Source organism: Mesorhizobium sp. C277A, assembly GCF_040324395.1.
Classification (GTDB): Bacteria; Pseudomonadota; Alphaproteobacteria; order Rhizobiales; family Rhizobiaceae; genus Mesorhizobium.
In genome coordinates, this window is the sequence record NZ_JAMYVW010000002.1 from 529,572 (window position 1) to 554,107 (window position 24,536).

The 24,536-nt window shown below is 63.8% G+C and carries 27 protein-coding genes and 1 pseudogene; 22 read left to right on the plus strand and 6 right to left on the minus strand.

What is annotated here, in order from left to right:
• Positions 1 to 3: 3 nt before the first annotated feature.
• Positions 4 to 1,116, minus strand: coding sequence for a glycoside hydrolase family 25 protein (locus NKK52_RS02535; RefSeq protein WP_032905831.1), 1,113 nt, complete (start codon positions 1,114 to 1,116; stop codon positions 4 to 6).
• A 448-nt stretch (positions 1,117 to 1,564) separates the two neighbouring features.
• Between NKK52_RS02535 and NKK52_RS02540 the strand changes: the two genes are divergently transcribed.
• From NKK52_RS02540 to NKK52_RS02565, 6 genes are all read left to right on the plus strand, one after another.
• Positions 1,565 to 3,334: an acyl-CoA dehydrogenase family protein gene (locus NKK52_RS02540; protein WP_352628207.1), complete on the plus strand. Its 1,770-nt coding sequence runs from the start codon at positions 1,565 to 1,567 to the stop codon at positions 3,332 to 3,334.
• Positions 3,335 to 3,365: 31 nt separating this feature from the next.
• Positions 3,366 to 4,118, plus strand: a complete 753-nt coding sequence (locus NKK52_RS02545; protein WP_031204362.1) for a crotonase/enoyl-CoA hydratase family protein — start codon at positions 3,366 to 3,368, stop codon at positions 4,116 to 4,118.
• 199 nt (positions 4,119 to 4,317) lie between these two features.
• Positions 4,318 to 5,655 (plus strand): hypothetical protein, encoded by a 1,338-nt coding sequence (locus NKK52_RS02550; RefSeq protein WP_023685396.1) that lies wholly within the window; start codon positions 4,318 to 4,320, stop codon positions 5,653 to 5,655.
• Entirely contained in the window at positions 5,648 to 6,232 is a 585-nt protein-coding gene (locus tag NKK52_RS02555) for a hypothetical protein (protein WP_023685397.1), read from the plus strand. Before NKK52_RS02550 ends, NKK52_RS02555 begins: the two co-directional genes overlap by 8 nt.
• Positions 6,229 to 6,825 (plus strand): hypothetical protein, encoded by a 597-nt coding sequence (locus NKK52_RS02560; RefSeq protein WP_023685398.1) that lies wholly within the window; start codon positions 6,229 to 6,231, stop codon positions 6,823 to 6,825. Before NKK52_RS02555 ends, NKK52_RS02560 begins: the two co-directional genes overlap by 4 nt.
• Positions 6,822 to 7,385 (plus strand): hypothetical protein, encoded by a 564-nt coding sequence (locus tag NKK52_RS02565; RefSeq protein ID WP_023685399.1) that lies wholly within the window; start codon positions 6,822 to 6,824, stop codon positions 7,383 to 7,385. The genes NKK52_RS02560 and NKK52_RS02565 overlap by 4 nt, the downstream gene beginning before the upstream one ends.
• A gap of 22 nt (positions 7,386 to 7,407) precedes the next feature.
• On the opposite strand, the gene pdxH is transcribed toward NKK52_RS02565, so the two are convergent.
• On the minus strand, positions 7,408 to 8,037 hold the full coding sequence (pdxH, locus tag NKK52_RS02570) for a pyridoxamine 5'-phosphate oxidase (RefSeq protein ID WP_081725434.1): 630 nt from the start codon (positions 8,035 to 8,037) through the stop codon (positions 7,408 to 7,410).
• Positions 8,038 to 8,065: 28 nt separating this feature from the next.
• Between pdxH and NKK52_RS02575 the strand changes: the two genes are divergently transcribed.
• Together NKK52_RS02575 and NKK52_RS02580 are read left to right on the plus strand one after the other, a co-directional pair.
• Complete coding sequence (locus NKK52_RS02575) at positions 8,066 to 8,527, plus strand: RT0821/Lpp0805 family surface protein (RefSeq protein ID WP_023685400.1); 462 nt, start codon at positions 8,066 to 8,068, stop codon at positions 8,525 to 8,527.
• 124 nt (positions 8,528 to 8,651) lie between these two features.
• Complete coding sequence (locus tag NKK52_RS02580) at positions 8,652 to 9,581, plus strand: DnaJ C-terminal domain-containing protein (RefSeq protein WP_023685401.1); 930 nt, start codon at positions 8,652 to 8,654, stop codon at positions 9,579 to 9,581.
• A 19-nt stretch (positions 9,582 to 9,600) separates the two neighbouring features.
• Here the strand turns inward: NKK52_RS02580 and NKK52_RS02585 are convergent, their stop codons facing one another.
• Complete coding sequence (locus tag NKK52_RS02585; RefSeq protein ID WP_023685402.1) at positions 9,601 to 10,236, minus strand: TetR/AcrR family transcriptional regulator; 636 nt, start codon at positions 10,234 to 10,236, stop codon at positions 9,601 to 9,603.
• Positions 10,237 to 10,423: 187 nt separating this feature from the next.
• Here NKK52_RS02585 and mddA point away from each other — a divergent pair, with 187 nt between their 5' ends.
• The 3 genes from mddA (at position 10,424) to NKK52_RS02600 (ending at position 12,838) form a co-directional block, all read left to right on the plus strand.
• Entirely contained in the window at positions 10,424 to 11,158 is a 735-nt protein-coding gene (mddA, locus tag NKK52_RS02590; protein WP_023685403.1) for a methanethiol S-methyltransferase, read from the plus strand.
• Between the two features lie 224 nt (positions 11,159 to 11,382).
• On the plus strand, positions 11,383 to 12,204 hold the full coding sequence (fabI, locus tag NKK52_RS02595) for an enoyl-ACP reductase FabI (RefSeq protein ID WP_023727494.1): 822 nt from the start codon (positions 11,383 to 11,385) through the stop codon (positions 12,202 to 12,204).
• 46 nt (positions 12,205 to 12,250) lie between these two features.
• The gene (locus tag NKK52_RS02600) at positions 12,251 to 12,838 is read left to right on the plus strand and encodes a histidine phosphatase family protein (RefSeq protein ID WP_023685404.1); all 588 of its coding nucleotides are present in this window, start codon (positions 12,251 to 12,253) and stop codon (positions 12,836 to 12,838) included.
• Between the two features lie 84 nt (positions 12,839 to 12,922).
• On the opposite strand, the gene NKK52_RS02605 is transcribed toward NKK52_RS02600, so the two are convergent.
• Positions 12,923 to 13,177 (minus strand): DUF1344 domain-containing protein, encoded by a 255-nt coding sequence (locus NKK52_RS02605; protein ID WP_023685405.1) that lies wholly within the window; start codon positions 13,175 to 13,177, stop codon positions 12,923 to 12,925.
• 184 nt (positions 13,178 to 13,361) lie between these two features.
• On the opposite strand from NKK52_RS02605, the gene aroC reads away from it, so the two are divergent.
• The 3 genes from aroC (at position 13,362) to NKK52_RS02620 (ending at position 16,093) form a co-directional block, all read left to right on the plus strand.
• Complete coding sequence (gene aroC / locus NKK52_RS02610) at positions 13,362 to 14,477, plus strand: chorismate synthase (RefSeq protein WP_023685406.1); 1,116 nt, start codon at positions 13,362 to 13,364, stop codon at positions 14,475 to 14,477.
• A 74-nt stretch (positions 14,478 to 14,551) separates the two neighbouring features.
• Complete coding sequence (gene ribB, locus NKK52_RS02615) at positions 14,552 to 15,652, plus strand: 3,4-dihydroxy-2-butanone-4-phosphate synthase (RefSeq protein ID WP_023685407.1); 1,101 nt, start codon at positions 14,552 to 14,554, stop codon at positions 15,650 to 15,652.
• Between the two features lie 18 nt (positions 15,653 to 15,670).
• On the plus strand, positions 15,671 to 16,093 hold the full coding sequence (locus NKK52_RS02620) for a hypothetical protein (protein ID WP_023685408.1): 423 nt from the start codon (positions 15,671 to 15,673) through the stop codon (positions 16,091 to 16,093).
• Between the two features lie 62 nt (positions 16,094 to 16,155).
• Here NKK52_RS02620 and NKK52_RS02625 read toward each other — a convergent pair whose 3' ends face one another.
• The gene (locus NKK52_RS02625) at positions 16,156 to 17,379 is read right to left on the minus strand and encodes an MFS transporter (protein WP_031204363.1); all 1,224 of its coding nucleotides are present in this window, start codon (positions 17,377 to 17,379) and stop codon (positions 16,156 to 16,158) included.
• Positions 17,380 to 17,497: 118 nt separating this feature from the next.
• Here NKK52_RS02625 and NKK52_RS02630 point away from each other — a divergent pair, with 118 nt between their 5' ends.
• The 8 genes from NKK52_RS02630 to NKK52_RS02665 all read left to right on the plus strand — a co-directional run bounded on the left by NKK52_RS02630 (position 17,498) and on the right by NKK52_RS02665 (position 24,117).
• Positions 17,498 to 18,106 carry a TetR/AcrR family transcriptional regulator gene (locus tag NKK52_RS02630; protein ID WP_023685410.1) on the plus strand — a complete coding sequence of 203 codons (609 nt, stop codon included), beginning with the start codon at positions 17,498 to 17,500 and terminating at the stop codon, positions 18,104 to 18,106.
• Positions 18,107 to 18,199: 93 nt separating this feature from the next.
• A complete protein-coding gene (locus NKK52_RS02635) occupies positions 18,200 to 19,183 on the plus strand; it encodes a hypothetical protein (protein WP_023685411.1) in 984 nt (327 codons plus the stop codon).
• Positions 19,184 to 19,254: 71 nt separating this feature from the next.
• Positions 19,255 to 20,181 (plus strand): histone deacetylase family protein, encoded by a 927-nt coding sequence (locus NKK52_RS02640; RefSeq protein WP_023685412.1) that lies wholly within the window; start codon positions 19,255 to 19,257, stop codon positions 20,179 to 20,181.
• 3 nt (positions 20,182 to 20,184) lie between these two features.
• On the plus strand, positions 20,185 to 20,436 hold the full coding sequence (locus NKK52_RS02645; protein ID WP_023668433.1) for an exodeoxyribonuclease VII small subunit: 252 nt from the start codon (positions 20,185 to 20,187) through the stop codon (positions 20,434 to 20,436).
• Positions 20,437 to 20,474: 38 nt separating this feature from the next.
• Positions 20,475 to 20,741, plus strand: a complete 267-nt coding sequence (locus NKK52_RS02650; protein ID WP_023668432.1) for a DUF2277 domain-containing protein — start codon at positions 20,475 to 20,477, stop codon at positions 20,739 to 20,741.
• A gap of 10 nt (positions 20,742 to 20,751) precedes the next feature.
• A complete protein-coding gene (locus NKK52_RS02655) occupies positions 20,752 to 21,672 on the plus strand; it encodes a pirin family protein (protein ID WP_023685413.1) in 921 nt (306 codons plus the stop codon).
• 101 nt (positions 21,673 to 21,773) lie between these two features.
• Entirely contained in the window at positions 21,774 to 23,687 is a 1,914-nt protein-coding gene (gene dxs, locus NKK52_RS02660) for a 1-deoxy-D-xylulose-5-phosphate synthase (RefSeq protein WP_023685414.1), read from the plus strand.
• Between the two features lie 145 nt (positions 23,688 to 23,832).
• The gene (locus NKK52_RS02665; protein ID WP_023668429.1) at positions 23,833 to 24,117 is read left to right on the plus strand and encodes a hypothetical protein; all 285 of its coding nucleotides are present in this window, start codon (positions 23,833 to 23,835) and stop codon (positions 24,115 to 24,117) included.
• Here NKK52_RS02665 and NKK52_RS02670 read toward each other — a convergent pair.
• Positions 24,114 to 24,516, minus strand: a pseudogene (locus tag NKK52_RS02670) (GFA family protein). The gene NKK52_RS02665 and the pseudogene NKK52_RS02670 overlap by 4 nt on opposite strands.
• Positions 24,517 to 24,536 lie beyond the last annotated feature (20 nt).

The following is a 24,536-nucleotide window of genomic DNA, read 5'->3' on the forward strand; positions in this document are numbered from 1 at the left end:
GCCTCAGCGCTCGCGAACGAGTTCCGTCGAAGCGGTGCTGACCGGGTCGGCGGCCTGCGAGAAGGCGGCCTCGAGCAGAGCCTCCGAACGATACGCAGTCCGCTTCCAGGCGACATACTCGGCAATGCCGAAGCGCGCGCGGCGCGGCACCGTCTTGACCACCGGCATGCGGAAGGCGGCGCGGAATGTCTGCCAGCGCGCGCCGAGCACCGCCACCATCTCCTCGACCGTCGGTGGCGTCGCCACATCGGCGTATGTGATGGTGACTTTGCCGGCGAGCCCGGCCGCGCGCGACACCGGCACCGGTATCGAGGCGAGGTAGTCGGGCGGCACGTCGATCAGGCCGCCGAAGGGCCATTGCTGGCGCAGTGCCGCCGCGTCCATCGGCGCGACGTTGACGTCGATGTCGTTGGGCGTGCCGGCGACGCGGTAGGGGCAGCGCAGGCGCCCGCAATTGGCCTGCGCCGAGAACTGCCACAGCGCATAGCCCTGCCAGTTGCCCATCGGAAAATGCACGTCGATGTCGGGCTTGTAGCGCGCATACCAGAGCGGCAGCCGCGACAGCAGACGGTATCGATAGCGGTTGTCGGCGATGTACTGGGCGGTCTTGCCGTTGGTGTAGAGGATCGGGAAACGGCCGAGCCGCCGGTGCACCTGGCGCACGAATTCCTCGGCATCCTCGAGCGACATCCATTGCGAGGGGTCGTTGCCTTCGAGATCGAGGGCGAGCAGATCGTCAGGGGCTGGCTCGGCGAAATCGATGAAACTGTTGGCCTGCTCGAGCGGATTGCCGGGGCGGGCAAGATGATACGCGCCCCATTTCAGGCCGAGCGCCTTGGCCACCACCTTGCGCGTCTGAAACAGCTCGCGCGTCACCGCAAAGCGTTTCCACAATGTCTTGCAGAGTTTGACCGTAGGCTCGTCGCCGTAGCAGAAATAGGGCGGCGGCAGCCCGTCGGAGGCCTTGTTGATGAAGCCGACAATGCGCTTGTCGGTGGCAAGCTGCGCCCAGTCGATGGAATTGTATTCATAGGCGTCGACCACCAGCGCGCGGTCGCCATCCCGCCAAGGCTCGGAAAAGTCCGAGGCTGTAGCCGCTGACGTCAGCGCCATCATCGCCGCGAGAGCGATCGCTGAGCGGCGAAGAAGATGCGCCGGCGTTTTCAAACAGGGGATCCCCGCTGACCAAACACCGATGGTGGACCGGTATGGTTAAGGAAGTGCTTTCGGGCAGGAGTCCTGTCGCTCTCGCGATTTCGTCATTCTATGGCGAAGCAAGGAGCGAAGCGACGCGGCGCGGACCATAGTATGCATTCCGCGACTTCGAAGCGTTGCCACGGCGCGGAATTCTGCACCGTTGCGCCCCTAGCGCGAGGTCGCGACATGGTACTCGGCGTCCGCTACGCTCCCGCTCCACCTGTGGACGACGAAGTTCGATGAAAATCCGCGTGACAAAGTTTGACGTTTACGTAAAAAGAAGGTCGGAGGCCGCCCAGAGGCGGATGGTTTTGCATCGGCCCGGGTCCTAGGATCGAGCGGTCGGAGCAGCGGAGGAGAAAGCGGCATGTACAAGGCCCCGGTCGACGACATTTCGTTCACGCTCAAGCATGTCGTCGGGCTCAAGCCGGCGCTCGACAGCGGCGCGTTCGGGGACCTCGGCGAAGACCTTGTCGACGCCATCCTGGCCGAGGCCGGCCGCTTCGCCAGCGAGGAGGTGGCGCCGCTCTACAAGATCGGCGACGAACACGGCGCGATGCTGAAGGATGCAGCCGTGACCATGCCGCCCGGTTGGAAGGCGCTTTACCGCAGCTGGATCGACGGTGGCTGGAACGCGCTGTCGGGGCCGGAAGAATTTGGCGGCCAGGGCCTGCCGACCATGTTGGGCATGGCCGCGCTCGAAATGTGGAACTCCGCCGCCATGGCCTTCGGCATCGGCCCGACGCTGACCATGGGCGCCGTCGAGGCGCTGGACAAGCATTCCTCCGAAGCGCTGAAGGCAAAGTATTTGGCAAAGCTCGTCTCCGGCGAGTGGATGGGGACGATGAACCTGACCGAGCCGCAGGCCGGTTCCGATCTCGCAGCCCTGCGCAGCCGCGCCGAGCCTGCCGGCGACGGCACCTACCGCATCTTCGGCCAAAAGATCTTCATCACCTATGGCGAGCATGATTTCACCGACAACATCATCCATCTGGTGTTGGCGCGGCTGCCCGACGCACCGGCCGGCACGCGCGGCATCTCGCTGTTTTTGGTGCCGAAATTCCTGGTCAATGATGACGGCTCGCTCGGCGCCCGCAACGACGTCTTCTGTTCGGGCCTCGAGCACAAGCTCGGCATCCATGCCTCGCCAACCTGCACCATGATCTATGGCGACGGTTTTCAAGACGCGACCCCCGGCGCCATCGGCTGGCTGATCGGCGAGGAAAACAAGGGGCTCGCCTGCATGTTCACCATGATGAACAACGCGAGGCTTTGCGTCGGCATGCAGGGCGTGGCGGTGGCGGAAGCCGCGACACAGAAGGCGATCGCCTATGCCAATGAGCGCCGCCAGGGCAAGGCATCCGACTTTTCAGGCGCCGGGATGGCGCCGATCGTCCATCACCCCGACGTGCAGCGCAATCTCTTGACCATGAAGGCTTTGACCCAGATCGCCCGCGCCATCTCGTATTCCTGCGCCCACGCCATCGACTTCGCGCGTCTGTCGGCAGGCGAGGAGGCCGCGCATTGGCGCGATCGCGCCAATCTGCTGACGCCGCTGGCCAAGGCCTTTTCCACCGATATCGGCGTCGACGTTGCGTCGCTGGGTGTCCAGGTCCACGGCGGCATGGGCTTCATCGAGGAGACGGGCGCGGCCGCGCTCTATCGCGACGCCCGCATTGCGCCGATCTATGAAGGCACCAACGGCATCCAGGCGATCGACCTTGTAGCCCGCAAATTGCCGCTTGGCGGCGGCGAGCATGTGCATGGCTATATCGCCGAACTGGAGGCCATCGCTGACGAGGTGCGGACCTCGAACCTGCAGGGCTTCGGCCGCACCGCCGAAGCGCTTGACCAGGCGTTCGACGATCTCACCGAGGCGACGCGCTTCCTGCAGAAGCTGCTGGCCGACGGCCGTCTGGACGAAGCGCAAGCCGGTGCGACCCCCTATCTCAGGCTGATCTCGCTTGCTGCCGGCGGCGCTTATCTGGCGCGTGGCGGACTTGCCCAGCAGAGCCGCATCGCCCTTTGCCGCTTTTTCGCCGAAAACCTGCTCGGCGAAGTCAGCGCCTTGAAGGAACGCGTCATCGATGGCGCCGAGAGCCTCGCTGACGCCGGCAAGGCGCTGATAACGGCCTGAATACCAGAGCGCTCACCAGGGAAGAATGACCGTGACAGACCATATTCTCGTCGAGCGCCAGGGCGCCATCCAGATCATCCGCATGAACCGTCCCGACAAGAAGAACGCACTGACGCGCGCCATGTATGCGACAATGTCCAAGGCGCTGGCTGATGGCGATGCCGACCCGGCGGTCCGCGTCCATGTCTTCCTCGGTGTTTCAGGCGCCTTCTCTTCCGGCAACGATCTCGCCGATTTCCTGGTCATCGCCACCGGCGGTGAGGGCGGCAACGAGGTCTGGGACTTCCTGATGGCGCTGGCCAAAACGGAGAAGCCGATGGTCTCCGGCGTCGACGGCATTGCGGTCGGCATCGGCACCACGCTCAATTTGCATTGCGACCTGACTTTCGCCACGCCGCGCACGGTGTTCCGCACACCCTTCGTCGACCTCGGCCTGGTGCCGGAGGCGGGCTCCAGCCTGCTGGCGCCGCTCATCCTCGGCAGGCAGGGCGCCTTCGCCCTGCTTGGGCTCGGCGAAGGTTTTTCCGCCGAGCGCGCCAAGGCCGCCGGCCTGATCTATGAGGTGGTCGAGGAGGACCGGCTAGAAGCCGCGGTACTCGCAGCGGCCGGCGAGATCGCCGCCAAGCCGCCGCAGGCGCTGAAGATTGCGCGTGACCTGATGCGCGCCCCGCGCCACGAGCTTGTCGCCCGCATCAAGGTGGAGAGCGAGCATTTCTCCGAGCGGCTGAAGTCCGACGAAGCGCGCGCCGCATTGACGGCCTTCATGACGCGCAAGAAGGCATAGGCTCACGCCAAGCTGTATCCGACCTTGGCGGTGGCGGTAGGCGTCAGGGGAAAACCGCTCAAGGGTTGTCAAAGCGCTTCGGCCTGCACTATTTCTCGCTCGATCCTGGCGGCCAGGTGGAGAGGACATGACCCGAGAATTTGTCATCGATGCGCACAGCATCGAAGCCGGCGCCCGTTGACGGGTTGAACGCCGGGACATGCTTGCCGATTTTGCAAGGCCGCTCGGCCTGACGTTCAGGCTCTGGTGGCGCTTCTGGCCGCAGCTGATCGCCATGGTGCTGTTGGGCATTTTGGGCGGCGACCTGTTCATGCAGATCGCCGCGCGCGCCGCCTTCCTCAACCATATGGCGGGCTTGGCGCTGCTGACGCTCGTCGCCTTGACGCAGCTCATCGTCACCGTCGCCATGTTCCAGACCCTGCTTCCCGGCCTGCCGGCGATCCGCGCGGCGCAACAGGCCGCGCGGGACAAAGCCTCCGATAAGACGTCTCGCGAAGAACCGAGCAGCAGCGCCGCAAGGCTGGCGCGCATGGTCACTGTCGCGCTCCTGCCTTTCTTCGCCTATTACGCCGCCTGGGGCTTTCTTGGCGATTCGGTGCGGCAATATTCGCGCGTCACCCTCGACATGGCGCCGTTCGGCGAAGGCGCGGGTAATGTGCTGGATGTGCTGGATTCGCGCTGGCTCATATTTTCCGTCGTCATCTCCTGGCTGGTCAGGCGTTTTGCCCAGGCGATGCAGAAGCGCGGCGGCGCAAAGTCCTTCTGGCAAATCGTGGTCGTGATCTGCGAGACCAACTGGATCTTCGTCGGTCTGTACGTCATCTCGCGCTGGAAGGACGATATCGTCGGCTGGATCATGAGCCGCAACATCTTTTCCACGCTTCAGGCTGCGGCCGACGGCGTCGCCAATCCGGTTTCCGCCGCCTTTGCCGACCCGATGGTGCCAGTCGAAGTCACCTCGATCGATACGACAACAAAACTCATCGCGCTGTTCTTCTTCATGCTGCTGCCGGTGATCTGGCTGGTCATGACGGCGTTGATCTATGGCTATGATGTACGCGACGACAAGGAACTGCTGCGCGTGCACGACCGGGTCGAGCGCCTCGGCGCCCGCTATCGAAGCATCCCGAAGTTCATGCGCGACTTCGTCGAACACTTCATCTCCGGCTATCGCTCGCGCTATCTGCCGATCGCCAATGGCGTGCGCATCACGCTGAGCTCGGGTGTCGTGCTCATGCTCACGCTGATCGTCGGCTATCGTCTCATCGACTGGCTGGCGGCATGGGCGTGGCTGGGGGCAACCCGCATCATCGGTCCGCACGACCTCGACACCTGGCAGGTTTTTTCGCAGAGCGTGTCGCTGCTGTTCGGCAGCGCTTTCCAGGACTCATCGACCGGTGTTCTGGTCGAGCCGTTGCGCATCTGCTTCCTCGCGGCGATCCTCGAAACGGCATTTGCGCTGCCCAAGCGCCGGGCCAGCGAGGCTGCGCAGCCGGCTGGTCCGGCCAGTCCGGAAGGCGAGGCGCAGAATGCTTGAAACCGCCCGATCGCGGCTGAAAGCGTGGATTGCCGCCGGCATCGGCACGGCCGCGGCGATTGCCGTTGCCGGCGTGCTTGGCGCCTTCGGGGCAAGGCACGCGCAAGTGCCGGTTCTGGCTCCAGCCGGCCCGATCGAAACCGGACAATGGCTTCTGCAGCCGGTGAAGGCCTATGTCAGCGCCCAGAAATATGTCTATGGCATGTTGCGCAAGCCTGGGACCAAAGCGCTGGTCTTCGAGGTCGACATGACCAACCGCACGGCCCAGTCGACGAGGGATTATTTCGAACTCCTCCAGGCAAGCCAGCCGGCTGTCGACCCGGCGACAAAACCGTACATCGTGCTGACGCGCGACGAGACGCTGTCGCCGGAACTGCACCCGGATATGCCGGAGCGCATGGCCTATATCTGGGAGCTGCCGGAAGGTGCTGCCGCTCCAGCCAGCCTCGACCTGACAGTCATCCGCAAAACCTACAAACAGCGCGACAACCTCTACGGCCTGCCCGGCTGGTTCAATCCGAGCCCGGTCGGCACGCTGACCATTCCTGTCGCGCCCGATGCTGGAGGCCAGCCATGATGCGCAGACTGGCCAATCTCGTCCTGCTGCTCGCCGCCGTAGCGCTCTGCTACGGCTTGCAGGTTTCGAAACCGCACTATGCCGACCTGATTGGCCCGATCCCGGTACGGGGCAATGTGGGAGAGACAATCGTCGGCCGCAGCTTCGAGGTGCGCGCGGAAAAGCTGGAGTTTGCGCGCAAGCTCAAGGCCGACCGGTTCGGCGAGACCAAGGTGCTGACCACTGGCGGCGTGTGGGCGGTGGTGACCGTCGAGTTCGCGGCCAAGGCTGCGTCCACGATCGTCGCGGTCGCCTCATGGCGCGGACCAACGGGCTTGACCTACGACCACACCGAGCGGCTGTCGTTCATCAACAAAGGCATTCTCCCGGTAGCTGTCGACCCCGGCCTGCCGCGGAAGGCGAGGCTGGTCTTCGAGGTGAGGCCAGAGGAGGCCGGCAACGCGACGGTGCTGATTTCAAGCAAGCTGATGGCGGCGCTCGATTCGCAGGCCGAGATTTCGATCGGACCGGTCGCAGCCGGTTCCGACGGCCTGCCTGCCGGCACCGTCGGCACGCTCGATCTGGCGCAGCCGATCGATGGGCAACCGAAATGACGGCGCTGATTGAGGATAGAGGGCTGACGGAGAAAAAATGGCGCCGCCGCAGCCTTTGGGCGCTGCTTGTGCTCGTTCCCCTGACCCTGGCGGTGCAGGCCTATGACAGCGTCAAGGCGCTGCTCGGCGACAACGATCTGTTCGAGCGCCGCGTGGCCTGGGGCCAGAGCGCGCATTTCGGCGGCAGCGAGTGGAAGCTGACCGATCTGCGCGGCGCCTTCGGAATGAAGAACCTGCCGCCCGATTCCGTACCGGTGCTCGCGGATTTCGCGGTGACCATCGGCGATCCCGACCTGCAGAACCTCTGGCTTGGCTGCAAGGTGATGCTGATCGATGCCGAGGGAAGGCGCTGGTCGCCGACATCGGCGGTAAGGCTGAACGCGCCGGACAATGTTCAGACCTGCATTTCCGCGATGTTTTCGGGCGCCAAGGCCGGGGACACGATCAAGCTGCGCGAGACATTCCTGGTGCCGAAGGACGTCACCAGGACTATACGACCAGCGGTCGGCGCTGCCAGCGAACGGCCGCATTTCCTGCTGTTCCAGATGGAGAAGGACTGATCTCCGGCGGCCCCGGCGATCCTCAGGGATAAAGCCGTGTCTTGTCCCAGCCGCCTTCGGCGTTGCGCGAAAAGACCAGCCGATCGTGCAGCCGGAATGGCCGGTCATGCCAGAACTCGATCGCCTGCGGCACGATGCGGAAGCCCGACCAGTGCTTGGGCCGCGGGATTTCGCCGATAGGGTAGCGCGCCGTGTATTCGGCCACCGCCTTCTCCAGGGCAAAGCGGCTTTCCAGCGGCCGCGACTGTTTCGAGGCCCAGGCGCCGATGCGGCTGCCGCGCGGCCGCGTCGCGTAATAGGCATCCGCCTCGGCGTCGCTGACGATCTCCACCGGACCGCGTATGCGCACCTGGCGGCGCAGCGATTTCCAGTGGAAGCACATCGCCGCCTTCATGCTGCCAAGAATCTCGCGGCCCTTGGCGCTCTCGAAATTCGTGTAGAAGACAAAGCCGCTTTCATCGAAACCCTTGAGCAGCACCATCCGCACATCCGGCATGCCGTCGGCATCGACGGTTGCAAGTGCTACGCCGTTGGCGTCGTTGATTTCGCTTTTCTTGGCGTCCTCCAGCCACTCGGCAAAGAGCCGGAACGGCTCGGCGGCTTCGGTAAAGTCACTACTTGTTAACTCAGTGTCACTCATAGTTTTTCTCAAATTGTCTCGAGCTTCAGGAGGTTGCCGATTGTCGCGTATCGCGCAAGCTTTTGACAGCGGGCAATGGAGCGTTATCGCTTCGGCCAGTTCGAAAGCCGTGATCGTGATTATCGCCCTGCCGCTTGCCGCCTGCGGCGTCGGCGGCTTCAGCCTGGAAAAGGCCGAGGTCGATCGTTCCATCGTCACCTCAAGCGCGCCGGCCAGGGTGACATCGACGGACGCCGACAGCGCTTCCGACCAGACCACGATCGGCAATGCGGTGTCTTCGGCCGACATCGAGGAGCTTCGCGGCCAGGCCGTGCCCTGGGCGAATGCCGACACCGGCTCGCGGGGCTCCATCACTGAACTCGCCGAAGTGCAGGACAACGGCCAGGCCTGCCGCAGCTTTACCGCCTCGCGCGAAAGCTTCGACGGCGTCGCTTTGTTCAAGGGGCAATTGTGCATCGCCGCGGCCGGCGGCTGGCACATGCAGGACTTCAAACCGCTCTGATTTTCGAGGTTTGCGGGCATCGCAATTTCAACCCTCGATTAGCCTGCGCGCCACTGGAATTTCTTCCTATGGGAGCGCATATAAGGGCCAACGTGGATTTAACTCATTTTCCAGGGCAGGACGCATGCGCGACCCCTATGAGGTGCTGGGCATTGCCAAGAACGCATCGGCCAAGGACATAAAATCGGCTTACCGCAAGCTCGCCAAGAAGTATCATCCGGACCAGAATCCGAATGATCCCAAGGCCAAGGACCGTTTTGCCGCCGCCAATCAGGCCTATGAGGTCGTCGGCGACGAGAAGAACCGTGCGGCCTTCGACCGCGGCGAGATCGACGCCGACGGCAAGCCGAAATTCCAGGGCTTCGAGGGCGCAGCCGGCGGCGGCGATCCGTTCGGTGGCTTCCGCCGCCAGCAGGGCGCCGGCGGCTCGCGCTTCGAATTCCGATCGGGGCGTCCGGGCGGCGATCCGTTCGACGGCAACAGCGACATTTTCAGCCAGATCTTCGGCGACGCCTTTTCCGGCGCGCGCGGCGCCGGAACAGGCGACCGCCGCCAGCAGGCGACCGCCGCCGATCTGAACGTCACGCTCGACGTCACCATCGAGGAGATAGCGACCGCCGAAAAGGTGACGGCGATGTTCCCCGACGGCCGCAAGATCGCGGTCAAGCTGCCGGTCTATGTCGAGGATGGCCAGACCATCCGGCTGAAGGGCCAGGGCGAGCAGGGGCCGGGACAGCCGGGCGATGCGCTGGTCAAGATCCGTATCCGCAGGCACCCGCGCTACCGCATCGAGGGCCGTGACTTGCATGCCGATCTGGAGGTAGCGTTGGCCGACGCGGTGCTGGGCGCCAAGGTGCCGGTCGACACGCCGACCGGCAGGCTGGCGGTCAACATTCCGGCCTGGTCGAGTTCCGATAAGGTGCTGCGCCTGAAGGGCAGGGGCTTGCCGGAAAAGGCCGGCGGCCATGGCGATCTCTACGCCCATGTCCGCATCATGCTGCCGGAAGGCGGCGACAGCGAACTCGAAGCGCTGATGCGCAGCCGCAAAGGCTGACGCGGCTCGACTTCGCTGGCTAACTGCCGGGCGCCACTTCCTCCATCCGCCGGATGGTTTCGCCGAAGCGGCGCAGCGCCTGCCGTACCGGGACATGCGGGCTCTCGATCTCCAGCAGGATCATCGTCTCGCTGCCGAGGAAGGCGGCGCTGACCAGGCTGGTCACTTCGGCGGCGGAGAATGGCCCGAGGCCGCCGAACCGCCGCTCCGCCTCTTGCGCCAGTCCGTCCAGCAGTTCGAACCAGCCGCGCAGGTCGCGGCGCACCGCCTTGGCGATTTCGGGGCTCGACAGGCTTGCCGCGATCATCTCGTGCAGGATCCGGACATAGCCGGACGCCAGATCATCGTCGAGGAAATCGCAAGCGCGCTCCCAGCGTTGCCACAGCGGCATAGGTGCCGCAAAAGTCTCCGCCTGGCGCTTCAGCAGGCCCTCGTTCAGATGGTCGAGCAGCGCCAGGAACAGCCGTTCCTTGGAGCCGAAATGGTAATGGATCTGGCTGAGCGGAACGCCGGCGATCTCGGCAACGCGGCGCGTCGACAGATCGGCATAACCGCCTCGATGGAGGCATAACTCGGCAGCCGAAATCAGTTCGGCGCGCGTGTCGCGCTTTTGCTTGTTCTGCGGCGGGGTAACGGCTTGGGCAGCGTCCGTCATGCGGCGTGGCTGCCGCTGGTAGCGGTGCAATCTGGGCGGATCATAGCTTCTCCTGTCCGGGGCTGGACGTCCCTCCACTCTATCTCGGTCGAGCGACCGATCAAGTTGACTCGCTAGAAAATTTATGGTTTTTGACGCTGAATTCGGTCGACCGACCGAATCCTGATGCTTGCATGGAGGGGCAGTCATGGCGGGCGTAATCACCCTTATCTACGGCGTTGCCGCATACCTGATTTTTCTCGGTTCGTTTCTCTATGCGGTCGGTTTCGTCGGCAACATGGTCGTGCCGAAATCGATCGATTCCGGAGTCGCTGGAAGTCCGGTCGAAGCCGTCATCGTCAATGCACTGCTGCTCGGCCTTTTCGCCGCCCAGCACAGCATCATGGCGCGACCGGTTTTCAAGCGCTGGTGGACACGGATTGTCCCGCACGCGGCCGAACGCAGCACCTATGTGCTTTTGGCCAGCCTCATCCTGCTGCTGCTCTACTGGCAATGGCGGCCGATTCCCGGTCTCGTCTGGACGGTCGAGAACCCGGTCTGGGTCGCCGTCATCCATGGCGTGTTCTGGCTCGGCTGGGCGGTATTGTTGACCAGCACCTTTCTGATCAACCATTTCGAACTGTTCGGCCTGCGCCAGGTTCTCGCCGCTTTGCGCAAGAGCGAACCGGCGCCGCCCGTGTTCAGGACGCCACTGTTCTACAAATGGGTCCGGCACCCGCTCTATGTCGGCTTCCTCCTGGCCTTCTGGGCGACGCCGTCCATGACATGGGGCCATCTCCTGTTCGCGGCGGGCAGCACCGGCTACATCTTGCTCGGCATCTTCCTCGAGGAACGCGATCTCGTCGCGATGTTCGGCGATCAGTACCGAAGCTACCGCAAGCAGGTGGGAATGCTCATTCCCTGGCGCAAAATGGCTGGATAGGGCCGATGCGTTGCCGGCCAGCCGATTCGGCTGGTCGGGCGGGCCTGGGCCATCAAGGCGCGCTGGCCGCAGTGAGGCGTTCAAATCTCACAACAACGTTATTATCCCCCATTCGTTGTCACGCCGAGTGTCTGAATTGAACGCGCGCCCCGTCTGCGCTTGATGCGCCTTTCTGCCTGTGCGATAGGCACTCCAAAGCAGAAAATCTTTCGGAGAGCGCTGACATGGCGGGTGGACAGGGCCTTATGGCCGGCAAGCGCGGCCTTATACTGGGCGTCGCCAACAACAGATCGATTGCCTACGGCATCGCCAAGGCCTGCGTCGACCATGGCGCCGAGATCGCGCTGACCTATCAGGGCGAGGCGTTCAAGAAGCGCGTCGAGCCGCTGGCTGCGGAATTGGGCGCCTTTGTCGCCGGTCATTGCGATGTCACTGATCCGGCGAGCCTCGACGAGGTGTTTGCCAATGTCGCCAAGCATTGGGGCGGCAAGCTCGACTTCCTCGTCCATGCCATCGCCTTTTCCGACAAGGACGAGCTGACCGGACGCTATGTCGAGACGACGCGCGACAATTTCCTGCGCACCATGGACATTTCGGTCTATTCCTTCACCACCATCGCCAAGCGCGCCGAAGCGTTGATGACCGATGGCGGCTCGCTGCTGACGCTGACCTATTACGGCGCCGAAAAGGTCATGCCGCATTACAACGTCATGGGTGTCGCCAAGGCCGCGCTCGAAGCCAGCGTGCGCTATCTCGCCGTCGACCTCGGCGGCAAGAAGATCCGCGTCAACGCTATCTCGGCCGGGCCGATCAAGACCTTGGCTGCTTCGGGCATCGGCGACTTCCGCTACATCCTCAAGTGGAACGAATACAATTCGCCGCTGAAGCAGACCGTCACCCAGGAAGAAGTCGGCGATTCCGCCGTCTATTTCCTGTCGGACCTGTCGCGTGGCGTCACCGGCGAGGTGCACCATGTCGATTCCGGCTATCACGTCGTCGGCATGAAGGCGGTCGACGCGCCGGATATTTCGACCGTCAAGGAATAGTTCTGCCGCGGTTTCCGCCCGCCTGTCCTGATTTCCGGAAGACCTGATGGTTCCGCTCGTCTACATCGTGCGCCATGGCCAGACGCAGTGGAATGCCGAGTCGCGGCTGCAGGGCCAGGCCGACACCGATCTCAACGCGCTCGGCCGCGAGCAGGCGACCCGCAATGGACGGCGGCTGGCCGAACTGATCCAGAATCCTGAGGATTTCGACTTTGTCGCCAGCCCGATGAAGCGGACGCGCGAGACGATGCAGCGGCTGCGCTTGGCGATGCAGCTCGATCCCGATGCCTACCGCACCGACCCGCGTCTGGTCGAGGTGCACTTTGGCGACTGGCAGGGCTTTACCTATGCCGAACTCGACGCGCGAATGCCGGGCTCGGCGAAGGCGCGACGACGCAACAAATGGAATTTCCAGCCGCCGGGCGAGGGCGCCGAAAGCTACCAGATGCTGCTCGAACGGGTGAAGCCGTGGTTCGAGGCGCTCGACCGCCAGACGGTCTGCGTCACGCATGGTGGCGTCGTGCGGACTCTGTTTCGGATGGTCGAAGGTGTTTCCGAACATGAAGCGGCAAACCTGGAAGTGCGGCAGGACCGGGTGCTCAGGCTGCAGGACGGGCGTCTGGATTGGCTTTAGGTTCGAGCAGATAAAAACAGGACGACCGTCCTGTTTATCCGGGCAGGGCTCCGCCGAGCGGCAAGACCCTGTTCGGCGTCGGTGTTACTCGGTGTCGGGCAGTTCCATGTCGGTGACGACGTTCTCGCCATTCGTCACGTCATAGGCAATGACGATATCCATGCCCGGCTTTAGCGAATCGAGATCGGTCTCGGCGTTGAGCTTGAAGGACTTGCCGTCCTCCAGCGTCAGCGTCAGCGCGTCCTTGTCGACCTTCTTGATCAGGCCTTCGGTCTGGCCGGCATAGGCGGCGGTGGAAATCAGCAACATGGCGGCAGCAGCGCCAATCAGGGTACGCATCGTCGTCCTCTTTGTCATTGCGCCTGCACGGATGGCGGCGAGCTTTCAACGGGCGGATGGAAGAGAGCAGAAACCAACCGAATGTGTCAAAACTAAAACCGCCGGATCACAGTTTGACCGCTGTGGAAAACGCCAATAGAACGCACCCTTGATCCGGCTCCGCTGCCGGGCAGGGCTAAAATTCATGTCTCACAACACGTTCGGCCATCTCTTCCGCGTCACCACCTGGGGCGAAAGCCATGGCCCGTCGCTCGGCTGTGTCGTCGACGGCTGCCCGCCCGGCATCCGCTTCACACGGGCCGAAATCCAGGCCGAACTCGACAAGCGCCGTCCCGGCCAGTCGCGTTTTGTGACCCAGCGCCGCGAGCCGGACGAGGTGAACGTGCTATCCGGCTTCATCCTCGACGAGGACGGCGAGACGATGATCACCACCGGCACGCCCGTCTCGATGCTGATCGAGAATGTCGACCAGCGCTCCAAGGACTATGGCGAGATCGCCCGCCAGTACCGGCCCGGCCACGCCGACTACACCTATGACGTCAAATACGGCCTGCGCGACCATCGCGGCGGCGGCCGCTCCTCGGCCCGCGAGACGGCCGCGCGCGTGGCCGCCGGCGCGCTCGCCCGTAAGGTGGTGCCCGGCATGGTGGTGCGCGGCGCGCTGGTGTCTATGGGCGAGAAATCGATCGACCGCGCCAACTGGAACTGGAATTTCATCGGTGACGCCGAAAACCCGTTCTTCACCCCCGATCCGGCCTCCGTTCCGGTCTTCACCAGCTATCTCGACGGCATCCGCAAATCCGGCTCCTCGGTCGGCGCGGTTATCGAGATCGTCGCCGACGGCGTGCCGGCCGGCCTTGGCGCGCCGATATACGCCAAGCTCGACCAGGACATCGCGTCCGGCCTGATGTCGATCAACGCCGTCAAGGGCGTCGAGATCGGCAACGGTTTCGAAGCCGCCCGCATCACCGGCGAACAGAATGCCGACGAGATGCGCATCGGCAATGACGGCAAGCCGGTCTTCTTGTCCAACAATGCCGGCGGCATTCTGGGCGGCATCTCGACCGGCCAGGCGATCGTCGCCCGCTTCGCCGTCAAGCCGACCTCGTCGATCCTGACGCCGCGCAAATCCATCGACAAGGACGGCAACGACGTCGACGTCATGACCAAGGGCCGCCACGACCCCTGCGTCGGCATCCGCGCCGTGCCGATCGGCGAAGCCATGGTTGCCTGCGCCATCGCCGACCATTATCTGCGGCACCGGGGACAGACAGGCCGGGGATTAGGCAGTAGGGATTAGGCAATAAGCCAGCCCGTACTTCCTTCCCTAACTCCTACTGCCCAACCCCTATTCCCTGCGAGCGAAGCGAGCCAATGCCATACGATCAGAAGAAAATCGTCGAAGCCATCCGCGCCTTCGAGCGCGGCGAGATCGTCGTCGTCATGGACGATGACGGGCGTGAGAACGAGGGCGACCTGATCGTTGCCGCCGTGCATTGCAGCCCGGAGAAAATGGCCTTCATCATCCGTCACACCTCCGGCATCGTCTGCACGCCGATGCCGCGCGAGGAGGCCAAGCGGCTCAATCTGCAGCCGATGGTCGCCGACAATGATTCCGCCCACACCACGGCCTTTACCGTCAGCGTCGATTTCAAGCATGGCACCACCACCGGCATTTCGGCCGAGGACCGCACGCTGACCGTGCGCAACCTGGCCAACGGCAATGTCGGCGGTTCGGATTTCGTTCGCCCCGGCCACATCTTCCCGCTGATCGCTAGGGAAGGCGGCGTGCTGATGCGTTCGGGCCATACCGAAGCCGCGGTCGATCTCTGCAAGCTTGCCGGCCTGCCGCCGGTTGGCGTGATCTCGGAGTTGGTCAATGACGACGGCACCGTCAAGCGCGGCCCGCAGGTGGCGAGCTTTGCCGAGGAACACGGCCTCAAGCAGGTCTCGGTCGCCGACCTCATCGCCTACCGGCAGCGCAAGGAAACGCTGGTCGAACGCGTCGCCTGCTCCGAAATCGACACACTCGGCGGCAAGGCACAGGTCTTCACCTACACGCTGCCCTGGGATTCCATGCACCATGTCGCGGTCGTTTTCGGCGACATCCGTGACGGCGAGGACGTGCCGGTGCGGCTGCATTCGGAGGATGTGGTGACCGACGTGTTCGGCACCAGCCACCGGCTCGACGCCATTATGAAGGCGATGGGCGAACGCAAGCGCGGCGTCATCGTTTACCTCCGAGAGGGTTCGGTCGGCGTCGCCCATCAGGAGCGCAACCGGCCGATGAGTGCCGACCGTGAGGACCACGAAGAGGCCCGCCGCCGTGAGAACGAGTGGCGAGAAATCGGCCTCGGCGCGCAGATTCTCAAGGATCTCGGCATCTCCTCGATCAATTTGATCGCCTCGCGCGAACGCCACTATGTCGGGCTTGAGGGCTTTGGCATTCATATCGCCAAGACCGAGATTTTCTAGGGGACAGGGGGCGGTCGGATGAGCTTCGAGGCCTATCTCAATTGCTTTGAAGATGGCGAAGAGAGCTACTTCCCCACATCGATCGTCGAGGATGCCTTCGCGCCGTTCGTCACCAGGCGTGAACCTGAATTCACCTGCTGGGTCGTCGCCTATGACGATGCGTCGTCGGCCGACCTCTATCTCAATTTCGACCCCGGCGATGCCTCGCGATGTTCAGGCTTCACCGTCGCGCGGCCGCCCGACGATCCGCGCCTCTACGAAGCGCTGTGGAAAATCCTGCGTGTCACCAGCTCGGTCGTGTATTGCGCCGGAGAATGTCCGCCGATGGTCGGGCGCGCTGAAACCATACCCCATCTGAACCCGGATATGGTTGAGACACTGGGAAGTCCTGTTGTCGTTCTCGATGGAAACGAGATCCGCAAGAGGCTTGAACAGTCGTAGGGAGCCGCGCTCCTTTGGAGAAGCTGCGTCCGATCCGCGTTCCCGACCGGACGCTTGTGCGTTTATTCCGCGGGAACGGCGGCTGCACCGCAGCCGTCCAGCTCGCAGGCGCGGGTGGCCAGGCTGCGCTGGCCCAGCAACACCGTCACCAATGCGATGACGCCGGCCGCCACCGAGACCCAGAACCCGTTGCGGGCGCCGAATTCATCCACCACCGCACCGGCGGCAAACAAACCGAGCGCCATGCCGATGCCGATGCCTGTCATCACCCAGGTGATGCCTTCGGTCAGCATCGCTTCCGGCACGTGGCGTTCGATCAGGCCGAAGGCGGTGATGAAGGTTGGCGAGATCGCCACGCCGCTGATGAAAACGGTCAGCGCCAGCAGCGGCACCGTGTCGGCGGTGAGCGGCAGCAGCGTGCCGAGCGCAACGAGGGCGACCGCGAGGGCCAACTGGCGCTGCAGCGGCGCTTTCAGGTTGAGCGCGCCGACGATAAGGCCGAGCACGAACGATCCCAGCGCATAGACGCCGATGACGAGGCTGGCGGCGCCCGGCTGGCCGAGTTCCTTGGTGATCGCCACCGTGCTCACTTCCGTGGTCGCGAAGGTGGCGCCGACGAAGATCAGGGCGAAGGTGATGATCTGCACCGACCTGAGCCGGATTGCCGAGCCGCTCGAGACATGATTCACCGGCCGCACTTGTGGTTCGGTCGAACGCTGCAGGATGAAGGCTGCCGAGCCAAGGGCGAGGAATAGCGTGCTGACCAGGACACCGGCTTCCGGGAACAGAGCGGCACTCAAGCCCACCGACAGCGATGCGCCTGCAATGTAGACGAGTTCGTCCGCCGCCGATTCGAAGGCGAATGCGGTGTTCATCTGCGGCCGGCCGCGAAAAATCTCGGTCCAGCGCGCGCGCACCATCGCCGGCATGCTGGGCATGGCGGCGGCCGCCAGTGCCGACACAAACAGCGTCCACACCGGCCAGTCCTGATTGGCTGCGGCAATCAGCACCGCGAAGGCGAGCACGGTGAGGATGGTGGTCGGAATCACGATCCGCGTCTGGCCGAGGCGATCGACCAGCCGTGATATCTGCGGCGCCACGAAAGCGTTGCTCAGCGCGAACGTCGCCGAGACAGCTCCCGCCAGCCAGTATTCGCCACGCGTCTGCGAGAGCATGGCCACGATGCCGATCGGCGCCATGGCGATCGGCAGCCGCGCGAGGAAGCCCGCGGCGGCAAACCCCTTGGCTCCAGGGGCACCAAAGATTTCCGAGTATGGGTTTTGCATGGCTGGTTCCTCGACAAAGGCCAATTCGACAATTACATACGGTCCGTATGAATATAGGTAGTCGATACGCCGCGTATGTCAATTGGCATACGAAGCGTATGTGAATAAGGCCAGAACCATGCACAGACCCCGCAAGGAGATGATTGCCGAAACGCGCGCCAAGCTGATCACGGCGGCCCGCCACGCTTTCGGCACAATCGGCTATGCCGAGGCGTCGATGGACGACTTCACCGCCTCGGCCGGGCTGACCCGCGGCGCGCTCTACCATCATTTCGGCGACAAGAAGGGCCTGCTGCAGGCTGTCATCGCCGAAATCGATGGCGAGATGGCCGTCCGCATCCATGAGATTGCGTCGCGGGCGCCAAGCCGCTGGCAGCGTTTCGTCGACGAATGCACGACCTATATCGAGATGGCGCTGGAGCCGGAAATCCAGCGCATCATGTTTCGCGACGGTCCGGCTGTGCTCGGCGATCCGGCGCAATGGCCGAATGCCAATGCCTGCGTCGGTTCAATGACCGATCATCTGACGGCTCTGCAGCAGGAGGGGGTGGTCGTCCCCGGCGTCGACCCCGAAACCGCCGCCCGGCTGATCAACGGCGCCAGCAGCCAGGCGGCACAGCGCATCGCCAATTCGAACGACCCCGAAGCCACGTCGAAGACCGTGGTGGCGGCCTTCCAGCAGTTGCTTGAAGGCTTGCTTAAAAAGCAGGACTCGCAGCCGGTCTGAAATCTCGCCAGCCGATCCCCGGCATTGCCGAGATTGACAATTCCCGGCCCGGGTTCATCCTCGCCGTCCATCTCTGAGGGGAGATTCGGGCGCATGTGGGATTTCGAAATCGGCAGGTCGGTGTCCATCATGATCAGGACATGGCCATTCATCGTCTTTCGCATGATCGTCTATTTCGGCATTACGCTCGCCTACATCGTGGCGACCGGCAGCGGCGCCTCGGTCGGCTATGGCGTCGGCCACATCTCCACCGATCCCGACGGGCCGCTGTCTTTTGCGCTCTGGGGCGGCATCGTCGGCATCGGCGTCGTTTCGATCGCGCTGTACTGGATCCGCGAATACATCCTCTATGTCGTCAAGGCCGGCCATATCGCCGTCATGGTCCATTTGATCGATGGCCGGGACGTTCCCAATGGGCAGGACCAGATCGCCTACGCCAAGGACGTGGTGAAGGAGCGTTTCGCCGAGGCCAACATCCTTTTCGTGGTCGACCAGCTGGTCAAGGGCGCCATCCGCGCCATCACCGGCCTGATCGGCGGCATCGCCGCCTTCCTGCCCATTCCGGGTCTCGGCGGCCTGATCGCTTTCATCAATACGGTCATCCGCCTGTCGCTGACCTATGTCGACGAGATCATCCTCGGCTACAACATCCGCATCAATTCATCATCGCCCTTCGAGACAGCCCGGCAAGGCGTCGTGCTCTACGCCCAGAACGGCAAGACCATGGTCAAGAACGCCATCTGGCTGGCGGTCATCATGTGGGGTGTGTCCTTCGTCATCTTCCTTTTGATGCTGGCGCCGGCCGCCGCCATCATGTGGTTCATTCCGGGGCAGCTCGGCGGCTGGGCCTTCGTGCTCGCCATCCTCCTTGCCTGGGCCTTCAAGGCGGCCTTCATCGAACCCTTCGCCATAGCCTGCCTGATGCAGGTCTATTTCAAGACCATCGAAGGCCAGGTGCCGAACGCCGAATGGGACCAGCGGCTGGCCGAGGGGTCGTCCAAGTTCAGGGAACTCAGGGATAAGGCGCTGGCCTCCTTCGGCGGCTCGCGCTGGACGCAGCCGGCGCCCGGGGTGTAATCCCTGTTGAACGTCGGGGCGGTGCGGCGTCAAACCATGGTCAAAGCGGCCGGGCGCGCCTATATCGGGTCATGGTCACCAGGCTCTACACCCATCCGATCTTCCTCGAACATCTGACGCCCCCCGGTCATCCGGAGCGGCCGGACCGCTTGCGCGCTATCGAGCGCGTGCTCGACGACGAGGCCTTCACCGCACTCGATCGGGTAACGGCGCCGCAAGGCGACGAGGCCACAATCCTCTACGCCCACCCCGAGGATTTCGTCGCCCGCGTCCGCGCCGCGATCCCTGAAAGCGGCATTGCCTCGATCGACGCCGACACGAGCGCCAGCCCGAAAAGCTGGCAGGCGGTGGTCACTGCCATCGGTGCGGCCAACGCTGCCGTCGACGATGTTTTCGAGGGCAGCGTTGCCAATGCCTTCGTCGCCGCGCGTCCGCCCGGCCATCATGCCGAAAAGACCACGGCCATGGGCTTTTGCCTGTTCAACACCGCGGCGATCGCGGCCCGCTACGCGCAGAAGAAACACGGCGCCGAGCGTGTCGCCATCGTCGACTGGGACGTGCATCACGGCAATGGCACGCAGGACATTTTCTGGGACGATCCCTCGGTGCTCTATTGTTCGACGCACCAGATGCCGCTCTATCCCGGCACCGGGGCTAAAAACGAAACCGGCGCCGGCAACATCGTCAACGCGCCGCTGGCGCCGCAGACCGGCTCGGACATGTTTCGCGATGCCTTGCTGTCGCGCGTCCTGCCGGCACTCGACAATTTCGCGCCCGATCTGATCATCATTTCCGCAGGCTTCGACGCTCACCATCGCGATCCGTTGGCCGAGATCAACCTCAGCGAGGACGATTTCGACTGGGCGACCGGCCAGTTGCTGGAACGCGCCGGGCGCCACAGCGGCAACCGGCTCGTCAGCCTGCTCGAGGGCGGCTACGATCTGCAGGGATTGGCATTTTCGGTCGCTGCCCATGTCGGGCGGCTGATGAAGGGATAAAGTATGGCTGGCGAAGCAAACGAAGACGTCAAGGCGATGAGCTTCGAGCAGGCACTCGACGCGCTGGAAAAGATTGTCGATGATCTCGAACGCGGCGACGTGCCGCTCGACCAGTCGATCAAGATCTATGAGCGCGGCGAAGCGCTGAAGGCCCATTGCGACCGGCTGCTGAAGGCCGCCGAAGACAAGGTCGAGAAGATCAGGCTGTCGCGTGATGGCAAACCGGTGGGAACGGAGCCGCTCGACGCGGAGTAGTGGAATGGGGCGGGCATAAAGCAGATAGGAGTTCAAGCATGTGCAGAAACATCAAGACCCTGTTCAATTTCGAGCCGCCGGCGACCCATGACGAGATCCGCGACGCCGCGCTTCAATTCGTGCGCAAACTGAGCGGAACGACGCGGCCCTCGCAGCGCAACCAGGCGGCCTTCGACCGTGCCGTCGAGGCGATCGCCGAATCGGCGCATGAATTGCTGCATTCGCTGGAAACCACGCATCATCCGCGCAATCGCGAAGAGGTGGCGGCCAAGGCAAAAGCCAAATCGGCGCTCCGCTTCGCCTGAGGACATCCAGATGAGTTTCTTCCCCGGCAAGGACCCTGAGCCTGGCGATGCCTTCGCCAGCGACCAGATCGAGCTCATGGTCATTCCAAACGCCAAGGATATTGGCGGCTTCCAGGTTCGCCGCGCTCTGCCGACGGCAAAGCGGCGGCTGGTCGGTCCCTTCATCTTCTTCGACCGCATGGGGCCGGCGATCTTGCGCGCCGGCCAGGCGATGGATGTGCGCCCGCACCCGCATATCGGGCTTTCCACCGTCACCTATCTGTTCGACGGCAATATCAGGCACCGCGATTCGCTCGGCACCGAGATGGTCATCCAGCCCGGCGACGTGAATTTGATGACCGCCGGCCGCGGCATTGTCCATTCCGAGCGCACGCCCGAAGAACTGCGCGGCGCGCCGATGTCGGTCTCCGGCCTGCAGACATGGCTGGCTTTGCCCGACGGCAAGGAGGAAGTGGCGCCGGTTTTCGAGAACACGGCCGCGCTCCTTCTGCCCGAGATCGACGCCGAAGGTGTTTCCGGCCGCGTGGTGATCGGCGATTTCCAGGGACTGCGCTCGCCGGTAAGAGCCGACACCGAGACGCTCTACGCCGATCTGAGGCTGGCGCCCGGCGCCAGCGTCAAAATTCCCGCCGACGCCGAGGAACGCGCCATCTACACGCTGGACGGCGATGTCTCAATCTCGGGCGACCGTTTTCCGGCCGAACGGCTGCTGGTGTTCCGGCCTGGCGACGAGATCGTCGTGTCGTCCGAGCGCGGCGCCCATTTCATGCTCTTCGGCGGCGCTTCGCTCGGCTCCCCGCGCCACATCTGGTGGAACTTCGTCTCGTCGTCGAAGGAACGCATCGAACAGGCCAAGCAGGAATGGAAGACGGGCCGCTTCGATATCGTTCCCGGAGACGAGGAAGAGTTCATTCCGTTACCGGACAATTAACGTCAGCATCACCCGCGTCACTGACACGCATTTACATTCCGGCGACGCAGGCATATTTCGCCATGATCGACGCGCATCATAGCTGAGCAGGCCCTTTACCAGTGAACGCAACGCTGCATACGCCGCTTCTCGACAAGGTCCGCATTCCAGCCGACCTGAAGAAGCTTGACGAAAGCGAGCTGCCGCAGCTGGCCTCGGAGCTGCGCGCCGAGCTGATCGATGCCGTCTCGCATACGGGCGGGCATCTCGGCGCCGGCCTCGGTGTCGTCGAACTGACGGTGGCGCTGCACTATGTCTTCAACACGCCGGAAGACCGCGTGATCTGGGATGTCGGCCACCAGGCCTATCCGCACAAGATCCTGACCGGCCGCCGCGACCGCATCCGCACGCTGCGCCAGGAGGGCGGCCTGTCCGGCTTCACCCGTCGCGCCGAGAGCGAATACGACCCGTTCGGCGCCGCGCACTCCTCGACCTCCATTTCCGCTGGCCTCGGCATGGCCATGGCGCGCGACCTCTCCGGCGGCCACAACAATGTCATTGCCGTCATTGGCGACGGCGCCATGTCTGCCGGCATGGCCTATGAAGCCATGAACAATGCCGGCGCGCTCGATGCTCGCCTGATCGTCATTCTCAACGACAACGACATGTCGATCGCGCCGCCGACCGGCGCCATGAGCGCCTATCTGGCGCGGCTTGCCTCTGGCAAGACCTATCTTGGCCTGCGCGACTTCGGCAAGAAACTGACCTCCTATCTCGGCAAGCGTGCCGATCGCGCCATCAAGCGGGCGGTCGAGCATGCGCGCGGCTACGTCACCGGCGGCACGCTGTTCGAGGAGCTTGGCTTCTACCATATCGGCCCGATCGACGGCCACAATCTCGAGCATCTGATCCCGGTGCTGAAGAACGTCCGCGACCATGCCGACGGTCCGGTGCTGATCCATGTCGTGACCCAGAAGGGCAAGGGCTACGCGCCGGCCGAGGCTGCGGCCGACAAATATCATGGCGTGAACAAGTTCGACGTCATCACCGGCGCGCAGACCAAGGCCCCGGCCAATGCGCCGGCCTACACCAAGGTGTTTGCCGAAAGCCTGGTCCAGGAAGCCCGCCTGGACGAACGTATCGTCGCCGTCACCGCCGCCATGCCGAACGGCACCGGCCTCGATTTGTTCGGCGAAGCGTTTCCGACCCGGACCTTCGATGTCGGCATTGCCGAGCAACATGCCGTGACCTTCGCCGCCGGCCTCGCCAGCGAGGGCTACAAGCCCTTCGCCGCCATCTATTCGACCTTCCTGCAGCGCGCCTACGATCAGGTCGTCCATGATGTGGCGATCCAGAAACTGCCGGTGCGTTTCCCGATCGACCGCGCCGGTTTCGTCGGCGCCGACGGCGCCACTCATTGCGGCGCCTTCGACACCACCTTCCTGGCGACGCTGCCGGGCTTCGTGGTGATGGCGGCCGCCGACGAGGCGGAGCTTCGCCACATGGTGCGCACCGCCGCCTATTATGACGAAGGCCCGATCGCCTTCCGCTATCCGCGCGGCAATGGCGTCGGCGTCGACATGCCGGAGCGCGGCTCGGTGCTCGAAATTGGCAAGGGCCGCATCGTCAGGGAAGGCACCAAGGTGGCGCTTCTGTCCTTTGGCACAAGACTGCAGGACTGTCTGCTGGCGGCCGAGGAACTCGGCGCGGCAGGGCTTTCGACGACGGTTGCGGACGCCCGTTTCGCCAAGCCGCTGGACGAGGATTTGATCCGCCGTCTCGCCCGCTCGCACGAAGTGCTGGTGACGGTGGAAGAGGGGGCTGTCGGCGGTTTCGCCAGCCACGTGCTGCAGTTCCTCGCCCATGAAGGCTTGCTGGAAAGCGGTCTGAAAGTTCGGCCGCTGGTGCTGCCGGACGAGTTCACCGACCACGCCAAGCCGGAAAAAATGTATGCCGATGCCGGGCTCGACGCGGCCGGCATCGTGCGCACCGTGTTCGTCGCGCTCGGCCATTCCGCGCGCGCGCAGCGCGCCTGAATCAAACCTCACGCAGCTGAAGCAGTTGCCTGTGCAAGCCTGACACTTTGTTAACGCTTCTCTTTGGCGTTTCGCTTACCGTCTCTTTTGGCCGTTTTTCAACGCCGCCCTGCTAGAACTGCCTCCAGGCAGGGAGTTAAAAACAATGCGAACGCTTCTGTGCGGCGCGGCCCTTTTGGCCGTCATCGCCGCGCCGGCCATGGCCGAGACGCGCTATGACCGCAAGCTCGAACAGGCGGTGGCAGGCATCGTCGCCCGCAAGATGGGCGATATCAGGGGCGCTTTTTCCTACAAGCAGGTGCCGCAGCTTGTCGTCGTGCCGGACGCACCAGTCGTTGCTGTCGAGCGCCCGCGCAAGCAGGCTTCAGATGACGGAAGCGACGGCCTGATGCCGGCCGTTGAACGGCAGGTCTCACGGACGATCTTCTAAAACCACATATCGCGCACGCAGCGCCCATCGCGCGGCAGGTCGTCATAAGTGTCCAGCCCGTCGAAATGGTCGATCGGCAGGTCGGCGACCGCCTCAGGCGGTGCCAGCCTGACATTGACGGCGACACGCGTGCGGCCGCTGTCGCTGCGGCGCAAACCGCGCCAGGCAAGCACACAGGCACATGTCGGGCAAAACAGGATTTCCAGCGACGGCGTCTCCTTGCCGGCGCGGGTGTAGGACTGCACAGGCCCCGCAAGCCGGATACGCTCGTCGACAAAGTCATAGGCCCAGAGCGTGCCATAGCGGCGGCAAAGCGTGCAATTGCAGGCCGTGATCGGGCCGGGGATCGCCTTCCAGGGTCCAGTGGGCGGCGCCGCAATGGCAGGTTCCCGTCAGCATTCGTCTTCCTCCGCATTGCC